Origin of the sequence: Micromonospora rubida (assembly GCF_009908295.1) — a bacterium.
In the GTDB taxonomy this organism is placed as follows: domain Bacteria; phylum Actinomycetota; class Actinomycetes; order Mycobacteriales; family Micromonosporaceae; genus Micromonospora; species Micromonospora rubida.
Genome location: NZ_JAAALO010000001.1, coordinates 651,430 through 676,974, shown reverse-complemented (window position 1 = coordinate 676,974; position 25,545 = coordinate 651,430). Strand labels below are relative to the sequence as shown.

Annotated in this window: 12 protein-coding genes; 8 read left to right on the top strand and 4 right to left on the bottom strand. The window is 72.4% G+C overall.

The window, feature by feature from the left end:
* Positions 1-150 precede the first annotated feature (150 nt).
* The 7 genes from GVV04_RS02850 (at position 151) to GVV04_RS02820 (ending at position 9,770) form a co-directional block, all read left to right on the top strand.
* A complete protein-coding gene (locus GVV04_RS02850; protein ID WP_328822170.1) occupies positions 151-2,595 on the top strand; it encodes an ATP-binding protein in 2,445 nt (814 codons plus the stop codon).
* A 391-nt stretch (positions 2,596-2,986) separates the two neighbouring features.
* Positions 2,987-4,135 (top strand): hypothetical protein, encoded by a 1,149-nt coding sequence (locus GVV04_RS02845; protein WP_161684144.1) that lies wholly within the window; start codon positions 2,987-2,989, stop codon positions 4,133-4,135.
* A 177-nt stretch (positions 4,136-4,312) separates the two neighbouring features.
* Positions 4,313-5,344: a 3-oxoacyl-ACP synthase III family protein gene (locus GVV04_RS02840; protein WP_161684143.1), complete on the top strand. Its 1,032-nt coding sequence runs from the start codon at positions 4,313-4,315 to the stop codon at positions 5,342-5,344.
* Positions 5,341-6,078 (top strand): glycosyltransferase family A protein, encoded by a 738-nt coding sequence (locus tag GVV04_RS02835; protein ID WP_328822169.1) that lies wholly within the window; start codon positions 5,341-5,343, stop codon positions 6,076-6,078. The genes GVV04_RS02840 and GVV04_RS02835 overlap by 4 nt, the downstream gene beginning before the upstream one ends.
* Before the next feature lie 32 nt (positions 6,079-6,110).
* Positions 6,111-7,601: a class I adenylate-forming enzyme family protein gene (locus GVV04_RS02830; RefSeq protein WP_161684142.1), complete on the top strand. Its 1,491-nt coding sequence runs from the start codon at positions 6,111-6,113 to the stop codon at positions 7,599-7,601.
* Positions 7,602-7,659: 58 nt separating this feature from the next.
* The gene (locus GVV04_RS02825; RefSeq protein ID WP_161684141.1) at positions 7,660-8,790 is read left to right on the top strand and encodes a cytochrome P450 family protein; all 1,131 of its coding nucleotides are present in this window, start codon (positions 7,660-7,662) and stop codon (positions 8,788-8,790) included.
* Positions 8,787-9,770 (top strand): NAD-dependent epimerase/dehydratase family protein, encoded by a 984-nt coding sequence (locus GVV04_RS02820; protein ID WP_328822168.1) that lies wholly within the window; start codon positions 8,787-8,789, stop codon positions 9,768-9,770. Before GVV04_RS02825 ends, GVV04_RS02820 begins: the two co-directional genes overlap by 4 nt.
* A gap of 276 nt (positions 9,771-10,046) precedes the next feature.
* Here GVV04_RS02820 and GVV04_RS02815 read toward each other — a convergent pair whose 3' ends face one another.
* A complete protein-coding gene (locus GVV04_RS02815) occupies positions 10,047-12,170 on the bottom strand; it encodes a cellulose binding domain-containing protein (RefSeq protein ID WP_161684140.1) in 2,124 nt (707 codons plus the stop codon).
* A 447-nt stretch (positions 12,171-12,617) separates the two neighbouring features.
* On the opposite strand from GVV04_RS02815, the gene GVV04_RS02810 reads away from it, so the two are divergent.
* Entirely contained in the window at positions 12,618-14,627 is a 2,010-nt protein-coding gene (locus GVV04_RS02810) for a putative bifunctional diguanylate cyclase/phosphodiesterase (RefSeq protein WP_161684139.1), read from the top strand.
* A 53-nt stretch (positions 14,628-14,680) separates the two neighbouring features.
* Here GVV04_RS02810 and GVV04_RS02805 read toward each other — a convergent pair whose 3' ends face one another.
* From GVV04_RS02805 to GVV04_RS02795, 3 genes are all read right to left on the bottom strand, one after another.
* Positions 14,681-16,045, bottom strand: a complete 1,365-nt coding sequence (locus GVV04_RS02805; protein WP_235965543.1) for a serine hydrolase domain-containing protein — start codon at positions 16,043-16,045, stop codon at positions 14,681-14,683.
* A gap of 146 nt (positions 16,046-16,191) precedes the next feature.
* Positions 16,192-17,046 (bottom strand): DUF4240 domain-containing protein, encoded by an 855-nt coding sequence (locus tag GVV04_RS02800; protein ID WP_161684137.1) that lies wholly within the window; start codon positions 17,044-17,046, stop codon positions 16,192-16,194.
* Positions 17,047-17,256: 210 nt separating this feature from the next.
* Positions 17,257-24,729, bottom strand: a complete 7,473-nt coding sequence (locus tag GVV04_RS02795; RefSeq protein ID WP_161684136.1) for a LamG-like jellyroll fold domain-containing protein — start codon at positions 24,727-24,729, stop codon at positions 17,257-17,259.
* Positions 24,730-25,545 lie beyond the last annotated feature (816 nt).

The window sequence follows — 25,545 nt, the reverse complement described above, 5'->3', positions numbered from 1 at the left end:
CGGCTCCGGGCCGGCCGCGCTGTCCGCTGTCTCGGCAGTCACGGCCGCCCCGAGGCGGCCGCGTTGGCGGCGGACGTCCCACCTTTGCCGCCGGGTGGCTACCCTGATCCCAGCTCATCGAAGCTCGTGTGTGCGTCGGGGAGGTGGGGCGTGGGGGAGCCCGGTCGGGACGCGCTCGTGGTGTTCGTCGGCGAGCTCACGCGGCTCCGGACGCTCGCCGGGGGGCCGTCGTTGAACACGCTGGTCGCGGTCGCCGCAGGGCTGGGGCGGCCGCTCGCCCGGTCCACCCTCAGCGACAAGCTCAACGCCAAGTCCCTGCCCGAGTGGGACTTCGTCGTCGCGTACGTCGGCGCCTGCCGCGCCCACGCCGAGCAGGTCGGCGCCCGGCTGCCGGCGGAGCTGACGGAACTCGCCCGGTGGGAGGACGCGCACTGGCGCCTGTTGCGGGCGGTGGACGCCGCGCGGGCCGGCGACCGGCTCGGCGGCGCGGCCCGGGCCCAACTCGGCCGTCGGGCCCGGGCCGCGCCGGCCGAGCCGGCCGGCCGGGACCGGCGGACGCCCGGGCAGTGGATGGTGCCCCGGCAGCTGCCCGCGGCGGCGCCGCACTTCGTGGGGCGGACGCCCCAGCTCGCCTCGTTGACCGCGCTGCTGACCGACCCCGCCGACGCGCCGGGCACGGTGCTGATCTCCGCCATCGGCGGGACGGCGGGGGTCGGCAAGACCGCCCTCGCCGTGCACTGGGCACACCAGGTGGCCGACCGGTTCCCGGACGGGCAGCTCTACGTCAACCTGCGCGGGTTCGACCCCGACGGGAGGACGACGGGCCCGGCGGAGGTGCTGGGCGGCTTCCTGGAGGCGCTCGCGGTGCCGCCGGAGCGGATCCCGACCGGACTCGCCGCCCAGTCCGCGCTCTTCCGCAGCCTGCTGGCCGGCCGGCGGATGCTCGTGCTGCTGGACAACGCGCGCGACGCCGACCAGGTGCGACCGCTGTTGCCAGGCTCGACGGGCTGCCTGGTGCTGGTGACCAGCCGACACCGGCTGCCGGGCCTCGTCGCCGTCCAGGGCGCCCACCCCCTCGCCCTGGACCTGCTGTCTGCCACCGAGGCCCGCGAACTGCTGTCCCGACGCCTCGGCGCGGCGCGGGTGGCCGAGGAGCCGGACGCGGTGGACCGGATCGTCGGGGCGTCGGCGGGGCTGCCGCTGGCCCTGGCCGTCGTCGCCGCGCGGGCCGCCACCCAACCGGAGTTCCGGCTCGCCCGGCTCGCCGACGAGTTGGACGACACGCGGGGCAGCCTCGACGGATTCTCCGGCGGGGAGGCCGCCGCCGACGTGCGGTCGGTGCTGTCCTGGTCGTACCAGAGCCTGGAGCCCTCGGCGGCGGTGCTGTTCCGGCTGCTCGGGCTGCACCCCGGCCCGGACATCTCCGTCGCGGCCGCCGCCAGCCTCGCGGCCACCACCGTCGCGCGGGTGCGGGGGCCGCTGGCGACCCTGACCCGGGCGAACCTGCTCGCCGAGCCCGCCCCCGGCCGGTACGCCCTGCACGACCTTCTCGCCGTGTACGCCGCAGAGCTGACCCGGGCCACCGATCCCGAACCCGTGCGTCGGGCCGTGCTGGGTCGGCTGCTCGACCACTACCTGCACGCCGCCCACGCCGCGGACCTGCTGCTGTACCGGCACCGCGACCACATCGACCTGCCGGCCGCGGACCCCGGTGCGGCGCTGCCGAACCTGCGCGACCGCGACGAGGCGTGGGCCTGGCTCACCGCCGAGCACCGGGTGCTGCTCGCCGCCGTCGCCCTCGCCGCCGGCAACGGCTTCGGGGCCCACGCCTGGCAACTCGCCTGGAGCGTCAACACCTACCTCGACCGGGTGGGGGCCTGGCAGGACCAGTCCACCGCTCAGCAGGTGGCGCTGCGCGCCGCCGCGCAGGCGGGCGACCCCAACGGTCAGGCCCGGGCGCACCGCAACCGCGCCGTGGCATGCCTGCGGCTGGGCGCCCACGACGAGGCCCGTGCGCACCTGGAGCAGGCCCTCGATCTGCACGGCGCGCTCGGCGACCACGTCGGCAGCGCCCGGACCCAGCTCAACCTCGGGATCCTGGCCGAGCGGCAGGGCCACCACCGGCAGGCCCTCGGGCACGCACAGCGCGCCTTCGACCTGTTCGAGACCGCGGGTCACGCCTACGGTCAGGGCAACGCGCTCAACAACATCGGCTGGTACCACATCCAGCTCGGGGACCACCGGCGGGCGCTCGACTACTGCCGGCGGGCCCTCGCCCAGCAGCAGCGCGCCGGCAACCGGTACTGGGAGGCCCACGCCTGGGACAGCCTCGGCTACGCGCACCACCACCTCGGCCAGGCCGCGGAGGCCGTCGACTGCTACGAACGCGCGCTCGCGCTCTGGCGGGAGGCCGGCGAGCGCTACTTCGAGGCCACCACGCTGACGCACCTCGGGGACACCCGCCACACCGCCGGGGCTCCCGGGGCCGCCCGCACCGCCTGGCGCCAGGCGGTCGACATTCTCGACCGGCTCGGTCACCCGGACGCCGACCAGGTCCGGGCCAGGCTGGACCCCGACGCCCGGGGCACCCCCTGAGCCCACCCACACCGACCGCCGGAACCCCGACGAGGGGCACCGCCTGGTCCGTGCCGATGCTCTGCACCCGACCCGACCCGACCGGCCCGGACGCCCGCGCAGCGGATGGTGCCCCAGCCTGAACGATGACGCAAGCGCCCGCCGTCCGGCGGATTCCCGGACGCCGGACGGCGGGCGTGCCGGAACAGGCGCATGTTTCCCCTGTTCAACGGCCCGAGAAGGGATGTTCGTCTGGCCGGGCAGGGTTGACTCGGGGCGCCGGACGGCGGGCTGCGGAGCTCCGCCGGATGGGTGTTCGCGCAGATGGCTACCTGTTCGGTCGACATCTGGCGATGACCACGCCCGGGCCGAGAACCTGTCCTCCCGGTACCCGGCGAACGGAGAGGACATCGTGATACCCACCCGCTTCCGGCGCCCCCGCGTCGCGGTGGCGGTCGCAGCCGCACTGGCTCTGGCCGTCACCCCGACCGGGGCGCCACCCGCGCGGGCCGCGCAGGCCGCGGCGTCGCAGGTCGTCAGCTTCACCGTCGGCCAGGACGGGCGCCTCTACCTGGCATCGCCGGCCGGGATCACCCCGTTCGGCAGCACGGTCGTTGCCCCGCCGAACGCGGGCGTCGCCGCCGCCCGGCAGCCGGACGGCAACGTCGCCGCGTTCGTCATCGGCACCCAGGGCGGGCTCGTCGCCGCCGTGACCAGCTCGGCCACCTCCAACATCAGCGTGTACCGGGACGGGGCGGCCGGCCTCGCCCCGCCCGGGGCCAGGGTGAGCGCGGTGACCGACTCGGCCGGTTACCTGCACGTCTTCTTCGCCGGCACCGACGGGGCGATCTACAGCGCCTCCTACAACCGCCAGGTGCGGCCCGGCGGCGGCCCCCAGCGGGTGTCCGCGCCCGGCCTCGCGCCGCCCGGGGCGGTCGTCGCCGCGACCCGGCAGTCCACCATGCCGGGGGTGGTCTTCGTGGGGGCCGACGGCGCGCTGACCTCGGTCTGGCGTACCTCCGCCGGCACCTGGGCGACGATCCCGGCCGGTCCGACCGGCATGGCACCGCCCGGCGGCGGGGTCGCCGTGGCCGCCACGGCCGGGGTGCAGGCGTACGTCGCCGGGCTGGACGGCCGGATCTGGCAGGTGGGCTTCGCCTTCGGCCCGCGCCCCGAACCCTGGCAGCCGGTGGCGATCACCGGTGCCGGCGCGGCCCCGGCCGGCGCCCGCCTCGCGGCGGCGCAGTTCACCGGCGGCCCGTCGAACGTGTTCTTCGCCGGCTCCGACGGCGCGGTCCGGGTGGTGACCAACATGGCCGGCGGGTGGCAGCAGTCGGTGACGACGGCGGCCGGTGCCGCCAAGCCGGGCGGCCCGCTGGCGATCGTGGCCGTCGACGACTACCTCTACTCGGCCTGGTGCGGCAACGACCTCTGGTGGTGGCTGTACTGGTGGTGGCGCCGGCCGCCGCCCCCGCCGCCGTGGTGGGGCGATCCCTTCACGCTGCCGCTCACCCAGCCGATCGAGTACGGCGCCGAGGTCGCGATCACCCTCTACCGGTAGGCCGGCGTAGCCCGCGACCCGTTCGCGGAACGGCCACGCCCGACGCCCGCCCGGGCCCGTCCACCGCCACCGCGCGGCCGGGCCCGGGCGGTGGCGGTGACGTGGCCGGGCCACCGCCAGGCGAACATGAGCACCCCTACTCATCCGCCCGCCGACGGCGTTGGGCAAGCTCAACGCATGATCGCCCCCACGTCAGCGTCGTCTTCCGCCCGGGAACGAGTGGGCATCACCGCCGTCGGCGCCAGCCTGCCCGATCAGGTCGTGCCCACCGCCGAACTGCACCGCCGCATCGCCGAGGCCAGCGGCCTGCACCTGCCGGACGGGCTGCTGTCGCGGATGACCGGCATCTCCTCCCGCCGGATGGCCGGCGACGGGGAGTACGCCTCGACCCTGGCGGTCCGCGCCGCCCGGCAGGCGCTCGCCGCCGCCGGCCGCGAACCGGAGGAGGTGGACCTGCTGCTGTTCGCCTCCGCCAGCCGGGACGTCGTCGAGCCGGCCACCGCCCACATCGTGCAGGCGGAGCTGGGCGGCCGGGCGCACGCCCTCGACGTGACCAACGCCTGCAACAGTTTCCTCAACGGCATCGACCTGGCCAGGTCGGCCGTTCTCGCCGGCCGCGCCCGGCGTGCCCTGGTGGTGACCGGCGAGACACCGACCCGGGCGATGCGCTGGCAGCTCACCGACCTCGACCAGGCCCGCACCGCCTTTGCCGGCTACACGTTCGGCGACGCCGGGGCCGCCGTGCTGGTGGAGCCGGTCGCCCGGGGCGGGATCGTCGACGTCGACACCGAGACCTGGTCCGAGCACTGGACGGTGGGCGGCATCCCCGGCGGCGGCTCCCGGCATCCCCGGGGCGACGAGCACACCTACTTCACCGGCGACGGGCGGGCGCTGCGCGACGTGTTCGAGAAGATCGGCACGGACATCCTGCACCGGGTCCGGCACCGCACCGGTCTGGACTGGGCCGACTACGCCCGGGTGCTGGTCCACCAGGTCACCCTGCCCTACCTGGACCGGTTCGTCGAGGTGACCGGCGTGCCCCGGGACAAGCTGGAGATCACCGTGGCCGAGCTGGGCAACCTGGCCAGCGCCACGCTCGGCGTGCAGCTCGCCCGCGTCGACGCCGGGCTGCGCCCCGGCGACCGGGTGCTGTTCATCGGCCTCGGCGGCGGCGTCAGCGTGATGACCATGGTCTGGGAGAAGTCGTGACCGCGCTGTGGGTGGTGGTGCCCGCCTACAACGAGGCCGCCCGGATCGGGGCCACCCTGGACGCGCTGTCCCGGCAGACCGATCTCGACTTCACCCTGCTGGTGGTGGACAACGCCTCCACCGACGGCACCGCCGAGGCGGTCCGCCGGTTCGCCGCCCGGTCGCCGGTGCCGACCCGGCTGGTCGAGGAGCGGCAGCGGGGCGTCGGCGCCGCCGTGGACACCGGTTTCCGGCACGCCATCGCGCACGGGGCGACGCTGCTGGCCCGTACCGACGCCGACTGCCTGCCCCGGCCCGGCTGGGTGGCGGCGGCCCGCCGCACGCTCACCGGCGGCGCGGCGATGGCCTGCGGCCGGATCGAGGCCCGCCGCGACGAGCATGGGCCGTTCGGCCGGGCCGTGTTCCGCTGCCTGGTGGCCGTCGCCACCACCTTCGGCCGGCTGCGGCCCGCGCACCGGGGGCCCGGCTACCGGGCCCCCTACCGGATGCACGCGGGCAACAACATGGCCATCACCCCGGCCGCGTACCTCGGCGTCGGCGGCATGCCCCGCCGCCCGTCGCCGACCGACCGGGAGTTCCTCAACCGGGTACGCCGGCACACCGACGCAATCGTGCACGACCGGACGATGGTGGTGGAGAACTCGACCCGCCGGCTGCGGGCGTACGGCCTGCGCCGCACCGCCGCCTGGTACCTGGACCGGGGCAGCGGCCGGCTCTCCCCGGACCCTCGCTGACCCCCCATCCCCTTCAGGAGAGCGAGTTCCCGATGCTCGACGAGCTGGCCGCCGCGCTGCGCCGCCATTCGGACCGTCCGGCGGTGCTCACCTCGGGCCGCTCCGGCCGGCCCCGGATCCGCGCCACCCGGGGCGAGCTGGCCGACCTCGCCGACGGGTACGCCGCCGCACTGCACCACCACGGCCTGGTCGCCGGGGACACCCTCGGGGTGGCGGTGCGCCCCGGCCCCCGGGCGCTGTCGGTGATGCTCGCCGCGCACCGGCTCGGGCTGCGGGTGGCGGTCCTCGACCCCAGCGCCGGCCCGGAGGTGCTCACCGCGCGGTTGGCCCTGGCCCGACCCGCCCTCGTCGTCGCCGACGCGGCGGCGCAGGCGGTCGCCGGGTGGGCGCGTCCGCTGGCCGGTCGGGCCCGGCTGGCCCTGCCCCGGCTGGCCGACCTCGGGCCGGTGCGCACCGCCGGCCCCCGGCTGCCCGGCTGCGCCCCGGCGCTGCGACCCCGGTCGGGGCCGACCCCCGACCGCACCGGCCACGATGGCGACGCCGTCATCATCTTCACCTCGGGCACGACCAGCCGACCCCGGGCGGTGGTCCACCGGCGGGCCGGGCTGGATGCCGGGATGCGCGCCGTCGTCGACCTGGTCCGACCGCGCCCCGACTCCCCGGTGCTCGGCGGCACGTTCTTCGTGCTCGTGCCCACCCTGGCCAGCGGCGCACCCGTCGCCCTGCCGGCCCGTTCCGCCCGGGTGCTCGCCCGGCAGGTGGCCCGGCTGCGACCGCAGGCCAGCTACCTCACCCCGCCCCAGCTGCGGGCGCTGCTGGCGCACCGGCCCCGACTCTGCGGCCGGTTCTACAGCGGCTCGGCACCGGTGAGCGCCGCCCTGCTCGACCGCACCCGCCGGGCCGGGGCCGCGCAGGCGTGGGGGGTGTACGCCCTGACCGAGCTCTTCCCGGCCGCCGCCGTCGAGGCGAGCGAGAAGGCCGCCTTCACCGGCGCGGGGGACCTCGTCGGTGTGCCGCTGCCGGGCGTGCGGACCCGGGTCGGGCCGGACGGGCGGCTGCTGCTCGCCGGGCCCGGGCAGGCGCATCGCTACCTCGGCGAGGAGCCGAACGACTGGGTGGACACCGGCGACGTCGCCCGGCTCGACGGCGACCGGATCGTCCTCGCCGGACGGAGCAAGGACATGATCCTGCGCGGCGCGGAGAACATCTACCCCGGCCTCTACGAGCCGGCCCTGCACGTACCCGGGGTCAACCTGGCGGTCCTGGTCGGCGTGCCGGCCGAGGACGGCGACGAACGCCTCGTCGCCGTCGTCGAACCCGAGCCCGGGGCCGACCCGGGCCGGCTGCGGGCCGCACTCGGCCCGGTCCTGGCCCGGATGGATGCCGCCCGGCCCGACTCGCTGGTCTTCGCCCCGGTGCCGACCAAGGGCCGTTCCCGCAAGCCGGACCGGGCCGCCGCGGCCACCCTCGCCGCCGCTGCGACCGACCGGCGTGCCCCGGCGGGCGGACGACGCCGTGGCTGACCGGCGAGGGGGCGCCCGCGCCGGACGCGTGGGCGAGCCCTGGTGGACGGTCGACGCCGTGGCTGACGGGCCGGCCGACGCCCCCGCCCGGGACGCGCGGCGCCCGGCGCCGAGCCGGGGACGACGCCGGGACCGCCGGGTCTACCTGCGGCGGTACCCGGTGCTGTTCACCCTGCTCGCGGCCACCCGGCGCTGGCCGGCGGTGCGGCTGGGGCGGACGCTCGTGGTGCACGACCCGGACGGCTACCTCGACGCGCTCCTCCGGACCCCCCTGGACCGGGCCGCCGCCGGCACGGTCGGCGGCACCGCCCACCGGCTCGGCACCGATGGTCTCCTCTTCGACCAGGAGGGCACCGAGCACCGGCAGGCCCGCCGCACCCTCACCGACGGCCTCGGGCCCGCCGGGGTGGCCCGGCTGCGTCCGGTCTGGACGGCGCTGCTGCGGCGGCGGCTGGCCCCGCTGGCCGACGGCGAACCGGTAGACCTGGTGCCGGTGGTCGCCGAGCTGGCCGGCGCCACCACGGCGGCGCTGTTCGGGGTGGCCGCCGACCCGGTCGCGCTGGCCACGGCGGCCCGCCGCGCCGCCGCCGCGACCGCCGCCGAGCAGCTCCCCGGCCCGCGCCCACCCGGGCGGGCCCGCGCCGCAAGCCGGGCCGTCGCCGACCTGGCCGAGCTGCTCGACCTGCCGCCGGAGGACGCCGGCCTGGCCGGCATGCTGGCGCTCGCCGCGGTCAACACCACCGTGTCCGGCATCCCGCGCGCCGTCGCCTGGTGCGCCGACGACCGGCTGTGGGACCGGGCCGACGCGGCCGGCAGCCGGGACGTCCTGGTCGACGAGCTGCTGCGGGTCACCGCGCCGAGCCCGGTGCTGCCCCGGGTCGCCGCCGGGGCCGCGACCGTGGCCGGCTGCCCGGTTCGGGCCGGGGACCGGCTGCTGCTGGTCGCCCGGCACGCCGCCGGGGCGCACCGCGCCGGGCCGGACTGCGCCGCGCCGGCACCGGCCCGGACCGCCCGGCTCGTGTTCGGCGCCGGCCCGCACTCCTGCCCGGGTGCCCGGCTGGCCCGTGCGCAGCTCGCCGACACCCTCGCCGCCCTGGCACCGCACCGGCCGGTCGTGGTGCGGGCCCGCGCCGACGGGCGCGCGGCGCTGCCCGGCTGGGCGCGCCTGGTGATCCGGGCGGGCCGGTGAACCGCACCGGGACCGACGATCACGGCGGGTTGGCGAATCTCGACGGCGCCGAGGTGGTGGTCACCGGTGCGAGCGGGTTCTGCGGGTCGGCCGTGGCGCGAGCCGCCGAGGCGGCCGGGGCCCGGGTGCGCTGCCTCGGCCGGCGACCCGGCCCGGTGGGCCGGCACGTGCCGTGGGACGCCGGCCGCGACGTGCCCGACCTCGCCGGGGCCGACCTGGTCATCCACCTCGCCGCGGCAGTCGGCGACCCGGTGCCCGGCCCGGCGGCCGAGCGCGCCTACCGGGCCGTCAACGTGGACGGCACCGCCCGGCTGCTCGCCGCCGCCGGGGGCCGCCCGCTGGTCTGGGTGAGCAGCGCCAGCGTCTACCGGCCCGGGGGAGCGGCCCTGGTCACCGAGGACCACCCGGTTGACGGGCAGCTCTCCGCGTACGGGCGCACCAAGGCCGCCGGGGAGCGGCTCGCACTGGCGGCCGGGGCCGTCGTGCTGCGCCCCCGCGCCGTGTACGGGCCCGGCGACCCGCACCTGCTGCCCCGCCTGCTGCGGGCCCGCCGGGGCGGCTGGCTGCCGGTGCCCGGCCCGGATGTGCGGCTCAGCCTCACCGCCGTGGAGAATCTCGCCGACGCCTGTTTGGCGGCGACCGGTTGGCCTGCCGGCGCCTACAACATCGCCGACGACCGACCGTACTGGCGTGATGCCGTGCTGCGCGGGGTGCTCGCCGCGACGGGTGCCCCGGCCCGGCTCCTGCACCTGCCGGTGGGCCTGGCCGCCGGTGCGGCGGGCGCGGCGACCGCGTTGTCCCGGCTGACCTGCCGCGCGCCGGTGCTGACCCGGTACGCCGTCGACCAGCTCGCCCGGGCCATGGTGCTGGACATCAGCCGGGCGCGCGCGCAGGGCTACCGGCCAGCTCACCGCTTCGGCGACCACCTGGGCGTCCCGCCCCGGTCCCGCCCTCACGGGAGCCCCGTCCCGCCGCGCTGATCGCCGCCGCCCCGCCGAACTCGCCCGAAGTTGTCCACCTCCCAGGAATGTCGTCCCGCCCATTAGGATGACCGGAGATCTTGGAAGGAAGTGGCCCTTCCAGGGGCCACTTCCTTCCAAGATCTCCCATGTGTCAGTCATGATCCGGCCTGGCGTCGAAATGGCGCTCCTGGTGGTGGTGTACGGGGTGAGGGCCCGGGGCCCTGGGGCCGCACCCGCCGGGGTGAGACCGTCGGCCCGGGACCGGCGGGTGCCGGGCCCGGGCCGACGGCGACGTCACAGGGTGGTGCAGACGACGCCGTTGAGGGTGAACGCGGCCGGCGGCACGTTCGGGCCGCTGTACGCGCCGACGAAGCCGGCGCTCGTGCTGCCCCCGCCGCCGGCGATCTGCCGGTTGTCGGCGGTGTTGGTGACCCGGACGGTCCGGCCGACCTGCTCCCAGTTCGCGCTCCAGCCGCTGTTCACCTGCTGCCAGGTGGTGGGCCAGGTCCAGGTGAGCGTCCAGCCGTTGATCGGGGCGGCCCCGTTGTTGACGATGTCGACGGCGCCGACGAAGCCGTTGCCCCAGTTCGAGGTGTCGGTCAGGCGGACACCGCACGAACTGCTGGCGGGGCTGCCGGTGGTGAAGGTGAGTGGCGGCGAGGACCAGGACACCCGGCCGGCGGTGTCCCGGGTCAGCACGTTGACCGTGTACCTGCCGCCGGGGACGAGGTTGCCGACCGTGAGCGAGGTCGCCGAGGTCTCGCCGAGCTGCTCGCTGACCGCCCCGTTCTGCCGGTACACCTCGTACTTGGCGATCGGGCTGCCGCCCGGGGTGGCCGCGGGCCAGGAGATGGTCGCGCCCCGGTCGGTGACGGCGGCGGCGGTGGGCCGGCCCGGTGCGCCGGGCTGCCCGGTGACCGCGCCGGCCGGGCGCAGCACGAGCGTGGTCAGCGAGTACGGCGGCAGGACCCGGCTGGTCGCGCTGCCCGACTGGCCGGTGGCGATGGCGGTGGCGCCGTTGGTGTGGGTGTGCACCGTCGGCGCGGCGCCCGACGGGGTGAACCCGGCGTAGTCGATGGCGACCGGGTGCGCGTTGTCCGGGTCCTTGTTCACCAGCAGCACCGCGAGGTCCCCGTTGGCCCGGCGCGCGGCGTGCGCGGTGACCAGCGGCTGGTCGGTGCCGGCGCGGACGAGCTGGTCGCCGGCCCGGACGAACAGGTTCATCATGGACAGCCCGTGGTACGGCGCGAACGGCGTGTTCAGCGGCGGCTCGCAGACCGACCCGTCGGCGGTGCAGCCCCCGCTGGAGAGGATGCCGAAGTCGCCGTAGTCGGTGTGCCCCGCCACCTGCGAGACCGTGCCGATGCCGTTGTGCACGTTCCACCACTGCACCGTGAAGACGCCGTTCTCCAGCAGGTCGCTGTAGGCGTCGGCGAGGAACAGGGCCCCCGGCTGGGTGGTCCGGCCCGCGTCGACGTTCAGCTCGGTGAAGCTGATGCCGATGCGTCCCGAGTTCGGCCCGGCGTACTTGGCGATCTGCTGCCGCAGCAGGTGCGCGGCGTCGTCGATGTGGCCGGTGCGCGCCAGCGACTCGGCGGCGCTGCCGCCCGGGTACCAGTGCACGTCGACGAAGTCGATCTTCGGCCCGGCGAGCGAGAGCACGGTGGAGTTCCACGGCCCCGGGTCGCTGCCGGCGGTGATGCCGTCCGGCCAGTTCCCCGGCATGGTCAGCACCGCGCCGACCTTGATGGTGGGGTCGACCGCCTTCATCGCGTCGGCGTAGTCGACGACCAGCCGGGCGTACTGGGTGGCGCTCTTGTCGGGGTGGTCGTCGGCCTCCCAGGCCGACCCGTAGTGGCCGTTGCCGTAGTTCTCGTTGCCGACCGCCCAGTACTTCGCGCCGTAGCCCTTGGTCACGTTGGCGTGCCGCACCCACTCGGCGGCCTCGGCCGGGGTGCCGGTGCCGTAGTTAGCGATGATCATCGGCTGGGCGCCGACCCGCCGGGCCCCGGCCATGAAGGTGTCGAAGTCGGTGTTCGGGGCGACGTACCCGCCGGGGGCGGTGTGGGTTTTCCAGTGGTAGATGTCGGCGTACGAGCCACCCGGGTACCGCAGCATCTGCACGCCTGCGCCGCGCAGCTTCTCCGACGTCTCGTCGGTGCCCAGGTTCTGGTCCCAGATGGCCTGGTTGACGCCCAGCGCGGTGTCCGGCACGGTCGCCAGTCCCGCCCGCGCGTTGACGGTGACGGCGACCGGGCTGGTGGTCGCCGCGCTGACGCTCGGTGGGCTGACCGTGGCCGACGCCGCCGTGACGAGCAACAGGCTCGCGGCGAGGGCCGGCCAGCGGCGGCGGGCGGGCCGGGTCGGGCGCGACGGCGAGGGCAGCGCGGGGCGCCCGGGGCTGATCGGGTTCTGCATGGTGGAGTCCTTCGTGGGGTACGACGGAGACTCGCCCGGGCCGGTGACGGGTGGCACGCACCTGCGGGGTGCGCCGGGGCAGCGGCGGGCGGACTCGTGGACGGACTGCCCGGTGGTCATCGCATTTGCCGCCGTCCCCCGCAGGCCGTGCTGGCCCCCGGTTGCCCTTCGGACGACTGTCAGCCCCGCGCGGCGCCTAATCGACGCATCAGAATCTCACGGCGGTCCCGGGTAGCTCAAGGCCGCCCGGGGACCGGCCGGGGCAGGCGTCGACCGGGCGGCGATCGTGCCGCCGGCCCGCATGCGTCGTCGCGTACCCGCCGGTCACCTGCGAGCGGGGCGAGCACCACGGTCGTGCCCGTGGGTAGACTCCGCGTCGCGGCCGGATCACCGTGTGCTGGTGCCATCCGAATGCCGTGACGGGGCAAGGGATGGGATGGCCGCCAGGTGAGGACTCTGCCCGACGCCGCCGCCGACACCGCCTCCACCGCCCTGATGGTCCTCAGCCCCGACGGCCGGTGCCTGTGGTCGAACGAGGCCGCGCGGCGGTTGGGAATCCGGCCGGAGGACCTGCCGGTGACCCAGGTGGAGCCGGGCGGCCCGGCCGTCGAGGCTCCCTGGCCCGACGCCGCCGGGCCCGCCCGCTGGCTCCAGGTGCGCTGCCACGGCATGGACCGCGAAGGACAGCGCCTGCGCCTGTACGAGATGCGCGACGTCACCGTCGAGCGCCGGGAGCGCGAACAGGGGCGCAACCACCGCTGGCGCCTGGCCCACATCGAGCAGCTCGCCAAGGTGGGCAGCTGGGAGTGGGACGTGTCGACCGGCGTGGTCCTCTGGTCCGACATGCTGCTGCAGATGGCCGGCTTCCCGCCGGGCACCGCGCTGGACTACCCGTCGTACCGGAAGTTGCTGCACCCCGACGACGTGGCCCTGATCGAGCGGACCCTGGAGACCGCGCTGCGCACCGGTGCGCCGTTCTCGTTCACCCACCGCATGTACCTCGCGGACCGCGAGACGCTGCGCGTCTTCGAGTGCTACGGCGAGGTCTTCACCGACGGGGACGGCGCCCCAGCGCGCGTCCTGGGCACCGCCCACGACATCACCGAGAGGCGCCGGGCCGAGGACGAGCTGACCCGGCTGGCCGAGCACGACCCGCTGACCGACCTGCCGAACCGCCGCGCCCTGCTCGCCCGCCTCGACGACCTGCTGGTCCCCGGCGGCGACCCGTCCGGCGCGCTGCTGCTGATCGACATCGACAACTTCAAGGACATCAACGACGTGCACGGGCACGGCGTGGGCGACGACGTGCTGCGGGTACTGGCCCGGCTGCTCGCCCACCACCTGCCGCCCGGCACGGTGCTGGGCCGGTTGGGTGGCGACGAGTTCGCGGTCGTGCTGCCCGACGCCTCGGCCGGCGACGCCCTCGCCGTCGCCGAGGGCCTGTGTAACGCCGCCGTGGGCACCCCCGTGCCGCTGACCGATGCCGGGCTGCGGGTCACCCTGAGCATCGGGGCCGCCTCGCTGCGGCCCGGCGACAACCGGGACGTGGTGCTCGCCCACGCCGACCTCGCCCTGTACGAGGCGAAGAACGCCGGCCGCAACCGGGCCCGGCTGTACCTCCCGGAGCAGTACCGGCACGCGGTGCAGCGGGTCAACGTGGTGACCCGGGTCCGCACCGCCCTCGACGAGCACCGCATGCAACTCGACGCCCAGCCGATCGTCGACCTGCTGACCGGCGAGGTGGTCAGCCACGAGCTGCTCATCCGGCTACGCGACGGCCGGCAGCCGCCGCTGACCCCGGCCGACTTCCTGCCCACGGTGGAACGCGACGACCTGATCGGCGAACTCGACCGGTGGGTGGTGGCAACCGCCACGTCGGCGCTGGCCGACCCCTCGGCCGCGGCGGCCGGGATGTGCTTCGACGTCAACATCTCCGCCCGCTCGATGGAGTCGCCGGGCTTCGGTGACTGGGTGGTGGGGCGGCTGCGCGCGGCCGGCGTCGAGGCTGGCCGGCTGGGCCTGGAGGTCACCGAGACGGCGGCGATCACCAACGTGGCGGCGGTCCGCAACCTGGCCCGTACGCTGCGCAACGCCGGCTGCCGGTTGAGCCTGGACGACTTCGGCGCCGGGTTCGGGTCGTTCACCTACCTCAAACACCTGCCGTTCAGCACCGTGAAGATCGCCGGCGACTTCGTCCGCCAGGCCGACCGGGGCGGGGCCGACCCGGTCCTCATCGACGCGGTCGTCCGCGCCGCGCACGGGCTGGGCATGCAGACGGTCGCCGAGTCGGTCGACCGCGAACCGCTGGTGCCCGCGCTGCGCCGGCTGGGCGTCGACGCCGGCCAGGGCTTCCACCTGGGACGCCCGGTCCCGTTGGACATCCTGCTCGGCTCGGTCCGCGACGAGGGGCAGGTCCGCGCCCCGGCCGGCGCCGTGCTGCGACGTCCCGACCACTGATCCGCCGTTCCCCCGACGTGCTGGGCCAACCCGACGGGCCGTCGACCGGAAGCTCAGCGTTTGACGGGCCCGGCGAGGGTGTCGGCGACCGCGACGCGGACGGGGTCGGGGTCGGCCCAGCTCCAGTTCGGGTGGGCTCGGTTGGTCAGCAGGACCAGGACCATCCGGCGGTCGGGGTTCACCAGGAGTGAGGTGCCGGTGAAGCCGGTGTGGCCGAAGGTGCGGGGGCCGGCGAGCTTCCCCATGAACCAGGGTTGGTTGAGCACGACGCCGAGACCGTGGGCGGAGGTGCGGTTGGGGCGTTCGGGGTCGACGGCGGGCAGGCCGGCGTTGGCGTCGGCGAGCATCTGCCGGGTGATCGCCTCGGACAGGATGCGGGTGCCGTTGTGGATGCCGCCGTCGAGTAGGAGTTGACCGATGACGGCGAGGTCGGCGGCGGTGCTGAAGATGCCGGCGTGCCCGGCGATGCCGCCGAGGTGGTTGGCGACGTCGTCGTGGACGACGCCGCGCAGCAGGCCACGGGAGGAGCGGGCGTCGGTGGCGACGAGTCGGGCGGCCTGGTCGGTGGCGCTGAGCCAGGTCTTCGGGTTGAAGCCGGTGTCACGGAGGCCGAGGGGACCGGTGAGTTCGCTCTTGAGGACCTGGTCGAGGCGTTTGCCGGTGACCTTCTCGACGAGTTGGGCGAGGACCATCAGGCCGACGCTGGAGTAGCGGAAGACCTTCCCCGGGACGGCGCCGCCGACCAGGGGGGTGGACAGCACCGCGGCCCGCCGGGCGGCGTCGTCGGGCAGGCCGGTGACCTTGGCGCCGACGGGCAGGCCGCTGGTGTGGGTCAGCAGCATCGACACGGTGACCCGGTCCTTGCCGGCACCGGTGAACCCCGGCAGGTGGTCGACGACGCGGCTGGCGAGGTCGAAGCGCCCCCGGTCCACCTGTTGCAGGGCGAGAATGGAGGTGTAGACCTTCGTGATCGAGGCGAGGTCGAAGACCGAGTCGTGGCGCATCGCGACCTGTTTCGCCTCGGGCAGCAGCGTGGGCCCGGCGCCGTAGCGCAGCGCCCTGCCGACCGCCGAGCGGGCGATGACGGTGCCGCCGATCTGGCACAGCGCCACCGCGCCCGCGTAGGCCGGGTGGTCGGGGTTGGCGCTGGTAGGCGCGAGGTGTCGGGTCAGGACGGCGGTCAGCGGCCCGTGGTCCTGCGGCCCACGCTGCGCCATCCGGCCCTCGGCGGTGGCGCTCGGGGACGCGGACGGGCCGGTGGTCGGCGCCCCGGTGGCCGCCCGCCCCGCCGGGGACGCCGCCGCGGAGGTCGGCCCGGAGGTGGGTCGACCCGCGGGGGCCTGGTCGCGGCAGCCGGCGAGGGCGGCGGTGAGGGTGGCGAATCCCGCACTTAGGACGGCACGACGGTGCACTGACATGGTCAGCATCATGGCAGGTGCGGTCGGCGGCATTGACGTCGGTGTGCCGCGATGAGCACGCACCGAAGCGTGGTTGTTGCGGCAGGTGCAACCGTCGAGGCCCGGCTCAATCGGCACATAGACAGGCGCGGCATCGTTCAATCCCGCTACGGCAGCACCGGCAGAGGTGGTATCTCCGGCAGACCGAGCTTCGACTGCACGAACTGGAGCATCATCCGTTGATGCTCGGCTGCCAGCCGGGGCAGGTTCGGGACCGACGTGCTCTGCAGGATCGCAGCGTCGAATTCGAAATCGACTCGCACCACCCTCCGCCCTTTGCCGAGGCGGGGCTTAGGCACCTTGGTCCATGTGTAATAGGGATAGGTCTCGAGGTCGGCCACTCGGGCGCTACTCCACCACGCCTGCCAGACGGGATCGGAGTCGATCGCCTTCTCCAGGGCGTAGGACACGGTGTCGAAGTCGTCGCGAGCAGCATTCTCGTCGTACCCATGACCGCACGAGTACCAGTGCGGCCCTTCTTCGTTCTCGTCCTCCTCGACGCCGATGGTTCCCCACGCGACGGCATTGCTGCCGGCGGCCATGTCCACGGCTGTCTCGTGGTCCCAGTCCAGCCCGGTGGCCATCTGTAGCGCACGAGGCGCCACCTCGAGGAGCTCCTCGGCGCTCGCGACCTGCCAGCGCCCCGACAGTGCATCGGCGTCGGCGGCCACCCGCTGCCAGGTTTGCAGCCCTGCGGCGACCACGGCCAGCCTCGCGTAGAGGAAGACGTCGTCGGACATCGGAAGTGACGGAGAGTCTGCCGGCTCCGAGACATCCCAAACAGCCCGCGCCATGTGCTGTGGGGTGTCGAGTGCGTACACCGCCGCTGCGAGGTCGTCCGCGAACTCCAGCACTGCTGGCTCCCCGGCTGCGGCCAAGCGCTTGGCGAGCCGCGTACATCTGTGGGAAGTGACCACACCGTCGAAGACAGCTATGTGCGACCAAAACTCTTCCGAAATCACCGCTACATCCTTCCACAATGTGCGCCGGTACCACCAGGTGAGCAGCGGAGAACGTCATGGTGCCGCCGCGCTGGCTGAGCGTATCGACGCGGGGCCCCGAGAACGGTCGCGCCGCCCCTGCCTCCCGAGGGGCAAGAGCGGCGCGAACATCGTTGTCGGGTCGAAATCACGCTACCGCGACGAGACGGTCTCCGTCAGCTTCGCAGCCGGTCAGATGCAGCTCCAGTACTGACCTGGTGGGCAGTGCCCGTGCCGCCGGTAATAAGCCAGGATGTAGCCGGCTTCCAGGCTCCGAGCCACGTACCATCCGGTGACCCGGTTCCTCACCGTGTACCGACAGGCACCTACCCGCATGTTCCGCTTACATTTCGAGATTTGGCCGGACGGCCGCGACGTCCCTACCCGCGAGAGGCCGTACTTCCAGGTGCGCCAGCTACCCCTCTTGAAGTATGAGATCTGATAGACGATGTAGCTCTTCCTGAAGAATTTCTGGACGCTCGGCGCATGGATACTCGGAAAGGGAATGCTGCGGATGGCCGTTTTCAATCCGCATCCCTTGATGACGCATCGGGCGACGGCGTAGACCAGCATGATTAACAGGACCGCGATGACGTATTCTACGACGCCGGCCAGAGCAACGCCGCACGGCGGGCATTTTCCGGAGAGGTCCGTCTCGTTGACCGGGTCCGCGCACACGTAGTCGTACGGGTTGCAACTACCGCCCTGCACCGGATCGACCTGGAGGAAGCGACCCAGTGACGGGCTGTAGAGGCGGACACCCATGAGGATCACGCCGTTGAGCGCCTCGGCAGACCGCTGCTTGCCACCCAGCCACCCGTAGCGCTGGTCGGCCTGTCCGGCGACCGGGGCGCCGAATTCATCGAAGTCGAGGAATTCAGGCTCGACCAGTGCGGTGTCGATCGTGACGGAGATGTCTCCGTGCAGATTCGTCAGGGCAAGGCGAACGTTTCCGGTGGCAGAGGTGACGGCAGCGAGGTCGCCGTCCGGGCCTGCCACGTTGCGCGCGACGCTTCCGCTCGTGGCGTCCTCGACGATCCATCGGGGCTCGTCGGAGTCGTCGCCGTAATGGTTGGTCCTGGTCGAGGAGGTGACCCAGTTCCCGTCCACCTGCGTTGCCGTGGTGAAAGCACGGAACCGTTGCCCCGGGTCCAGAGTCCATGTCTGCCGCGCGTCACCGGACTGCTGCCCTTGGACCAGATCGTTGACGAAGTAGGTGTTGGCGAGTCCATCCGGGGTCGCCGTCGTCCGGCCGAAGGCGTCGTAGGTGTAACCGGCGTCGGTGAGTCGGTCGGCGGTGTCGTAGGTGTGGCTGACCTGCTCGTCGGGGGAGCTTTCGTCACATGACTCGTCCGCTGCCGGATCGAACCGTGACTTCTCGGTGCGATTGGAACGGTTGTCGTACGAGTACGTCCGGGTGACACAGCCCCCGGCCAGCGCGCTGTCGTGCTGCGCTCGGGTCAGTCTTCCCACCCGGTCGTAGCGATATTTTTTGCTACCTCCTGTGTAGCTGTGGTTCATCCACTGCCCGGAGCTGTTCTCCACCACGGATTCGGAGTAGATGACCGAACCGTCCGAGTCCCGGGTGTAGGTGCGCTCCGCCGCTTCGAGGTTGGCGTTCAACCGGTCCACACGGGTGATCCCGCCCGGGTACTTCATTTCGGTAAGATGACCGTCCGGTGAGTACTTCGTCGAAAAGGTTCCCGCGATACTGTCGGTGGCACTCGTGACCAATCCGCGCGGCTCCGCCGCACGGTCGTAGTCGAAGGTCGACCACCCGGTAGGGTCTGCCACCTTCACCGTCTTGCCGATTCGGTCGAATTCGGTGGTGGTCGTGCCACCATCGGCATCGGTGTAGCTGGCCAGGCGACCGAGAGAGTCGTACTCCCGCGTGATGGTGGCGCCGGCCATCGTGGTGGTGGTGACCACTCCCGTGGTCGGGCTGTAGGCAGTGGTGGACTGGTCGACGGCGACGCCCTCCGACGCCGTGACGGTCTTTCCGATGGCCCTGCCCGCTGCGTCGTAGTCGATGACGACGGTGCGGGTCTCACCACCGACGGACTCGGTAATCTGTGCCTCGCCTCCGAAAGGGTCGTAGGAGGCGATCCGACGGGTCGGGAGTTGGGTCGTCATCCGGGCAGGATCGTGGCCGGTCACCGAACCGATCGTCCGTGCCAGGCACTGGTTGCCCGCCCACTCCGGCCGGTTGCCGCACGCACTGTCCTGACTGTTGGTGCCAGCGGTGTAGTAGACGTTCTCCTCGGCCCGCGCGTCGGTGCCCGTCGAGTCGATGCCGAAGGTCTTGAGCACTCGACCAGAGGCATCGTAGACGGTAGTGGACGTGAGGTTCGCTCCGTTCGTGACGGCATCCGTCACGCGGGTCGTGGCCTTGCCCAGCGTCCATCCGGAGGTGCCGCCGCTGACGCTGCCGTACCCGCTACGGGTGACCTGGACGTCCGCGTCGGCGTAGCCGACGATCTGGACTCCCTTCTTCTCGGTGGTGGGGAGGTGGTAAGTCGCGCCGTCAGGCTTGCCCTCGTCGTAGTTGACGGTCACGTGGTGCCGGCCGATGACGGTCGCGCCCACGGGAATTGCCGCGAGGGGCCCGGCACCGTCTGGGTCAGGGGCTTCGTCCCTGAGCACGACCGTCGAGGTGGGCCAAAGGGTGTCGACGCGGTCGGCCCCGTCGGTGCTGTAGGTGTGCACGGTCGACAGGGCGAGGGCCCTGCTTGCCACGTCCGAGCCGGCGAGACCAAGTTCTTCCAGGTACTCGGCCGCGCCGGGCAGCGTGCCCAACGCCAGCTCCCTGTTGGTCGCCTCCAGGGTCCGGATCGCGTTACCGAAGCGGTCGTACTCCTGAGTGTCGATATGATTCCCCGGAGTGGCGGTGTTGACCTCCCGGCCTCCGGCGTCGAGGTAGTGCACCAAGGCGTACCGGTAGCCGTCGACACCCGGCGCGGTCTGGGTGGCGCTACTGCGGCCGGGGTTGTCCTGCGGGTCGAAGATGGCGGTCGCGTCGGTGGGTAGGTCGACCTGTCCCCACGTGGAGATCGCGGCCGCGTTCAGGTCGTGGGGCCCGCCGCCGTTCTTGGTCAGAGGAACGTTGTAGACGATGTTGGCTGCGGTCTCCCCGTCGGTGACTGTCTTCGAGCCCTGCTGCAGGCCAGCTCTGCGGACCCGCAATAAGCGGCCGGCGTTCTCGTCGCCAGCCAGGTCGGTGACCTGGTCGGCGTTGAGGGCCTTACCGTAGATCCGCACGTCGTCGAGTTCGCCGTCCCAAACGTTCGCTGCAGCGCCGGCCCACTTCCCCCGACCGATCACATAGTTGCCGGTGGCGTTCCAGCCACCGGTCGCCGCCGTGGTGCTCTGCAGCACCCCGTCGACGTACAGCTTCATCTTGGCCGTGGCGGTGTCGTAGACGCCGGTCAGGTGGGTCCACCTGCCCGCCACCGCTGCAGTGTTGGAAGTGGCCCGGACCGGGGTGGCGCTCGTGCTGTCCGAGGTCACCCGGGAGAAGGCCCAGCGATCGTCGGCTGCCACGTAGTTGAGGAAGAAGCCGCTGGTGCTCGTGCCGTCCTGGGACACGGCGGTCCGGTTGACGGACTTGTCCTTGATCCGTACCCACGCCGAGACGGTGTAGGAGGCGGTGTTGGAGAGAGCGGTGCCGGCGACGGTGATCTGTTGACCCGATCCACCGGTGAGCACGGCGGCGCGGTCGGAGGCGTTGTCCGGATCGTTGCCCTGGCCCCAGGTGACCCCGGCGGCCATGGTGCCGTTTCGGCCGCTGCCAGAGGAGTCGGCCACGGAGGTGCCGGAGCCGGCGTCCAGGTCCCAGCGCAGCGCGGCGGAGTCGATGTCCGGGTTGCCGTAGTCGAAGTTCCACGGCAGCTGACCAGGTGGCGTGACCTTGGTGACACGGCCGCTGGTGTACTCGTAGGCGGTCTTGAGGGCAGGGCTGACTCGTGGGTCCCAGATCTCGCGGAGCTGGCCCAAATTGTCATAGGCGTATTGTGCCGTCGCCGTGGCGGTCATCGTGGAGGTCACCGGGGACCAGGCCCAGAGCTTCACGGCGGAGACCCTGTCGGCGTAGTCACCGAAGACAGTGGAACTCAGACCGGAGGTGGTGGCGGTGGCGTACTCGTACTCTAGGACCTCGCAGCCGCGAGCGGGGACGGCAGTGGTGCAGTGGTTCGTGTCGTCCACCCCCGGCTCGACCGGGTTGATCACCTTTTTAAGTAGCACTCGACTACTCGCCGTGTCGTAGATGTACCGCGACGTGGTGTTGGACTCGCTGGTCCAGGACGATGTCGCCGCCCACACCCCACCCTGCGGGGTGAACTCCGTGACCGTGCCGTCCAGATCCGATAGGCGATAGGAGGTGGTGCCGATCTTTGTCAGGACCATCCCCTCGGCACCCGGTTCCGGGGTGAAGTTCACTCCGTCGGAGTTCTTGGCGAAAGTGATCCAATCGCCGTCGACGGTGGTCACCTCGGCGAGTGAGGGCTCAGGCAGGGTGACCGTGGCATAGGCAGAACCAGCAGCGCCACCGGTCATGCCACCGGTCCAGGACGGACCGAACGGGGCGATGATCTCGGTCGAGGAGAGGTTGTCCCAGTAGACCTTTCGGCCGGAGCCACCCTGCATACCGTTGTAGAGCCGGAAGAACGCCTCCGTCGCACCGACGGGAACCGTCATGTCGACCGTGAGCTCCTGCCAGCCGTCCGTGTAGCTGGCCCTGGCCGACGTGACCTCGGTGTAGGTGGTGCCGACCTTCGAGAGACCGACGATGCGCAATCCTCGCTGCGTGAAGTCCGGAAGTAGGCCGGTCGAGCCGGGTACATAGACCCAGCCGGTCATCCGGTACGTCCTGCCTGCGATCATTCCCAGCCGCATCGCGCCGCCGTCACCGCCGACCGCGACGTAGGTGTCGTTGCTGGTCGTGGTGACCGGCGTGATCTCCAGCGAGTCCACCGGAGTCGTCTCGCCCTGCCCCCGGGCGGTCGAGCGAACCGCCGAAGATGTCGAGGGCACCGTGAAACCTGCCAGGTCGGTGGAGATCTGCTGCTGGTTCCCGGTGAGCCGCTGGGCCATCCGCTGATAGCCGTCGACCGGATTGCGTGACATCGACGAACGGGAGACCGACAGGCTCAGCTCTTCGGAATCGGTGGCCGACAACGAGTAGTTGCCGGTGAGTAGGTTGACCGATCCAGGGCCGATCTCGTCACCTGCGGCTCCACTTCCACTGGAGTCGACGCTCACCTGCAACCAGGGAATGGTGTAGGCGGGGGTGGTGCCGGTAGCCGTGTAGAGGTGCGCACGCACCTCGACCACGCCGCCGACCAGCCCCAGGGTGTCGGTGGCGTTCCAGATCGCGTACCCGCCGAGCGCGGATATCGCGACCGGGGCTGCGGCGGTGGCCGTGATCGGGGCCCCGGTGGCAGAGGTCAGGTTGACCGACGGCACCGGCAGGGACGCCCCACCCGGCCCGCGGCGGTACTCGAAGTACGTGCGGGTGTAGCCGGCGACCGGGGTGGTGATCCGCAACTTGGTGCGCTTGACGATCGTCGCGCCAGGCAGTGGCTCCGCCAGCGCGGCGTTACCCGCGTCGAAGACGTAGAGGTTGGGGTCGGAGAGATTGCCGGCCGAGTCCTTCGCCTGCACGGTGAGGGTGCGGTGGCCGTCGCGCGGGCTGAGCGTAACTGACTTCGCCCCGGTCGCCGCAACCGTAGTGGCCGCGCTGTCGTAGTCGAACTTGTAGACGAAGGCGGCGAGATCGGTGCTGCCCGACGCCGGGGTCAAGGTGAACGTGTCCGGCTGGTTCGCGCCGCCGTGCGGCTGCCCGTCGTTCTGATAGATCGTCGCGGCGACGAACGGCACGCCCGGCTTCGTGGTGTCCACGGTTAACGGTGTCCACGCCGTCCAGGCTCCATAGGTGTACGCATCCTTGGTCCGGACCTGCCACTCGTACTGGGTGCCGTTTGCCAGATCCGCCGGCACCTGCCAGGAGGCGGTGGATCCGTTGGTCCAGGCCGGGCTGCCCGAACGCAGGCCCGACGAGCTGACTACTGCGAGGGTCGTCTTGTTACGGACGACGAACTCGCCCTGCAGCGTCTGACCGGCATTGGTGTCGGCCAGCTTCGCCGACAGGGTGGGGCGAAGAGAGGAAGTCCGGGCTCCCGATCCGCAGACCGTGTAGCAGGGGGCAACGGCCAACGCCGACGCCACCGACGGTGCACTGTTGTAGGTGATCGACACCAGCGGCGGGTGGGTGCCCTCGGCGGAGTCGAAGCGCTTCCAACCCGACGTCGACGTCTCCGAGGTCGCCCGCAGCATCACGCTGGCGCTGGTCGCGCTGGTGTCCGCGGCGTACTGGAGGGCGCCGCCGACCTCGACGTAGACATAACCGTCACCGCAGGAGGAGTTGTAGCCTCGGGTCTCGGTCGAGGTGCCCACCTTGGCGCGGGCGGTGGGCTGGTTGGTCCACCGGGCCGAGGAGTCGACGTAGTCGGTGCGCCATGCCTCCCACGATGCCGCCGTGCAGGACCAGGAATAGTGGTTCCACAGCCGCAGCTTTGCCGTCGTGATCCTGCTGCCGGCGAAGCCAGTGGTGTTGAACCGCAGATAGGACCGGGCGGTGCGGGCCGCGCCGTCGTCGGAATAGCCCAACTTCAGCTCCGCCGCACCGGACTGGTCGCTGGCGTAGTCGTTCTGCACGAATGCGTCGAACGACGGCGACAACGACGTCGGTGGATCGATGATCACCGGGAACGTGAGGTCGGCCCGGGCCAGGAACGCCGCGTCCGGGGTCAGTTCCATGACGGTGCGGCCCTTGCCCGCAGCGATCGTACGCAGCGCGACCGAGGCATGGTTGACGTTCTCGCCGGACTGCGGGGCGACTTTGGCGTCCCACATCAGCGGCGTCTGCGCCCGGCCGACCTGGCGGCCACGGGCGTCCTTCAGCAGCAGCCCGCCCATGCCGTCGGTGACAGCGCTCAACTTGCCGGTACGCAGCGGCAACTGCAGCTTCCGCACCTGCGCCAGCGCAGCCCGGGTTTTCACCACAAAGTGCTGCTCGTAGCCGGTCGCGTGGGCGCGGAAAACCAGGTCGACGCCGGGCCGCACGTCTGGGTAGGTGATCGTCCGGTCGCTGGTCACCGGCTCGGGGAGCGCGCCGGTCCAGCCTAGACCTGCCCGATCGGCCCCGTAGCCGAGCGACACGATCTCATGCTCGCCGCTGCCCGTCGTGGCACCGGCAAAGGTCAGACCGCGCGGGTGTGCCTTGGGCGCCACCGCTCCGTCTGGGCCTCGCTCCAGGGTCAGATCGACCGGCTTCCAGGTGTCACCGACGCGCACCCGGACCGGGGCGAGAGCCTGTTCGGCAGTGAGGGTGCCATCCGGATTGGCGAAAACCTGGGTGGTCTCGGTCCGCCGGTTCATGACCTCCACCCGCGAGCCGCACAGCCGGGCCGAGATCGCCGCAGATACCTCGTCGGCACGATCGTCGGGGCACTTGGGCTTAGAGGCCGGCTTCGGCGGCGCCGCCGCCGCAGGCGATACCGGACCGGACGGCACATCGGAGAGCGTCGCTACCATCGCGATGGCCAGCAGGATCGACAGCCGCCGGACGCGACCTGCTTGAGCACCTCCCGCCAGGCCAATAAACATACGTGAGCGCCATTGATGTATCGGCACGTCGGCCGCCCTCTCCATAAGAGCCTCACTGCGAGGCAGACGAAGCGTAGGGGCGGCTCGCCGCGCGAACAAGGCATTGACCTGCGCGTGCGGAGCATCGATTCACATCGATGATTGCACGGCAATTGAGGTTCACCCGAATCAGGGCCAATCGGCAGGCCGTGACGCTGAGTGACATCAGCACTTCGCAGTAGTTATGGACCGGGCTCTTCCCAGTGAGTGCCCCAGGTTCCCCTGGCGGGGATTGTCAGTAGCGGTCAAGCTTCGCAAGGCGTGGGATCGTGATAAATGTCTCTCATTGAGACTCTGCGTGCAACCGGTCGTGGCGGTGTGTGATCCCGCTGAGTGGGCGTGGTCGCCGTGGAGGAGGACCAAAGCGGCTGCGGTGGTCTTTCTGATGCCTTAGGCGCAGAGGTAGACGTTGCGTAGAGCGCTGAAGGTGGGGAATTTCCGCGTGCACCGATCGCGTGGACACCGTTGTGGACCCTGTTGAACTGCTGATGGACGGCGGCGGCGCAGTTGCCGTTGTGGGGTTTCTTGAACGCGACCGTGATTGTGGTCGGCTCGCCCTTGTAGCCGAGGTCGCCGTCGTAAGATCTGCGTCTTTGCCGCCGTGTTGGCGCTGCTCGTCGTGGGCGCGGGGGGTGTTTCGAAGCGGGAGGAGAACTGGTCGTGCGAGGAGCAGGAGACGATCCTTGCCACCCTGGAGCAGGACGAGGTGTGGGGCCGTCTGGCGGACGAGGATGCCGACCTCGGCAAATACACCGAGACACCCTGCTCCGGCGATGA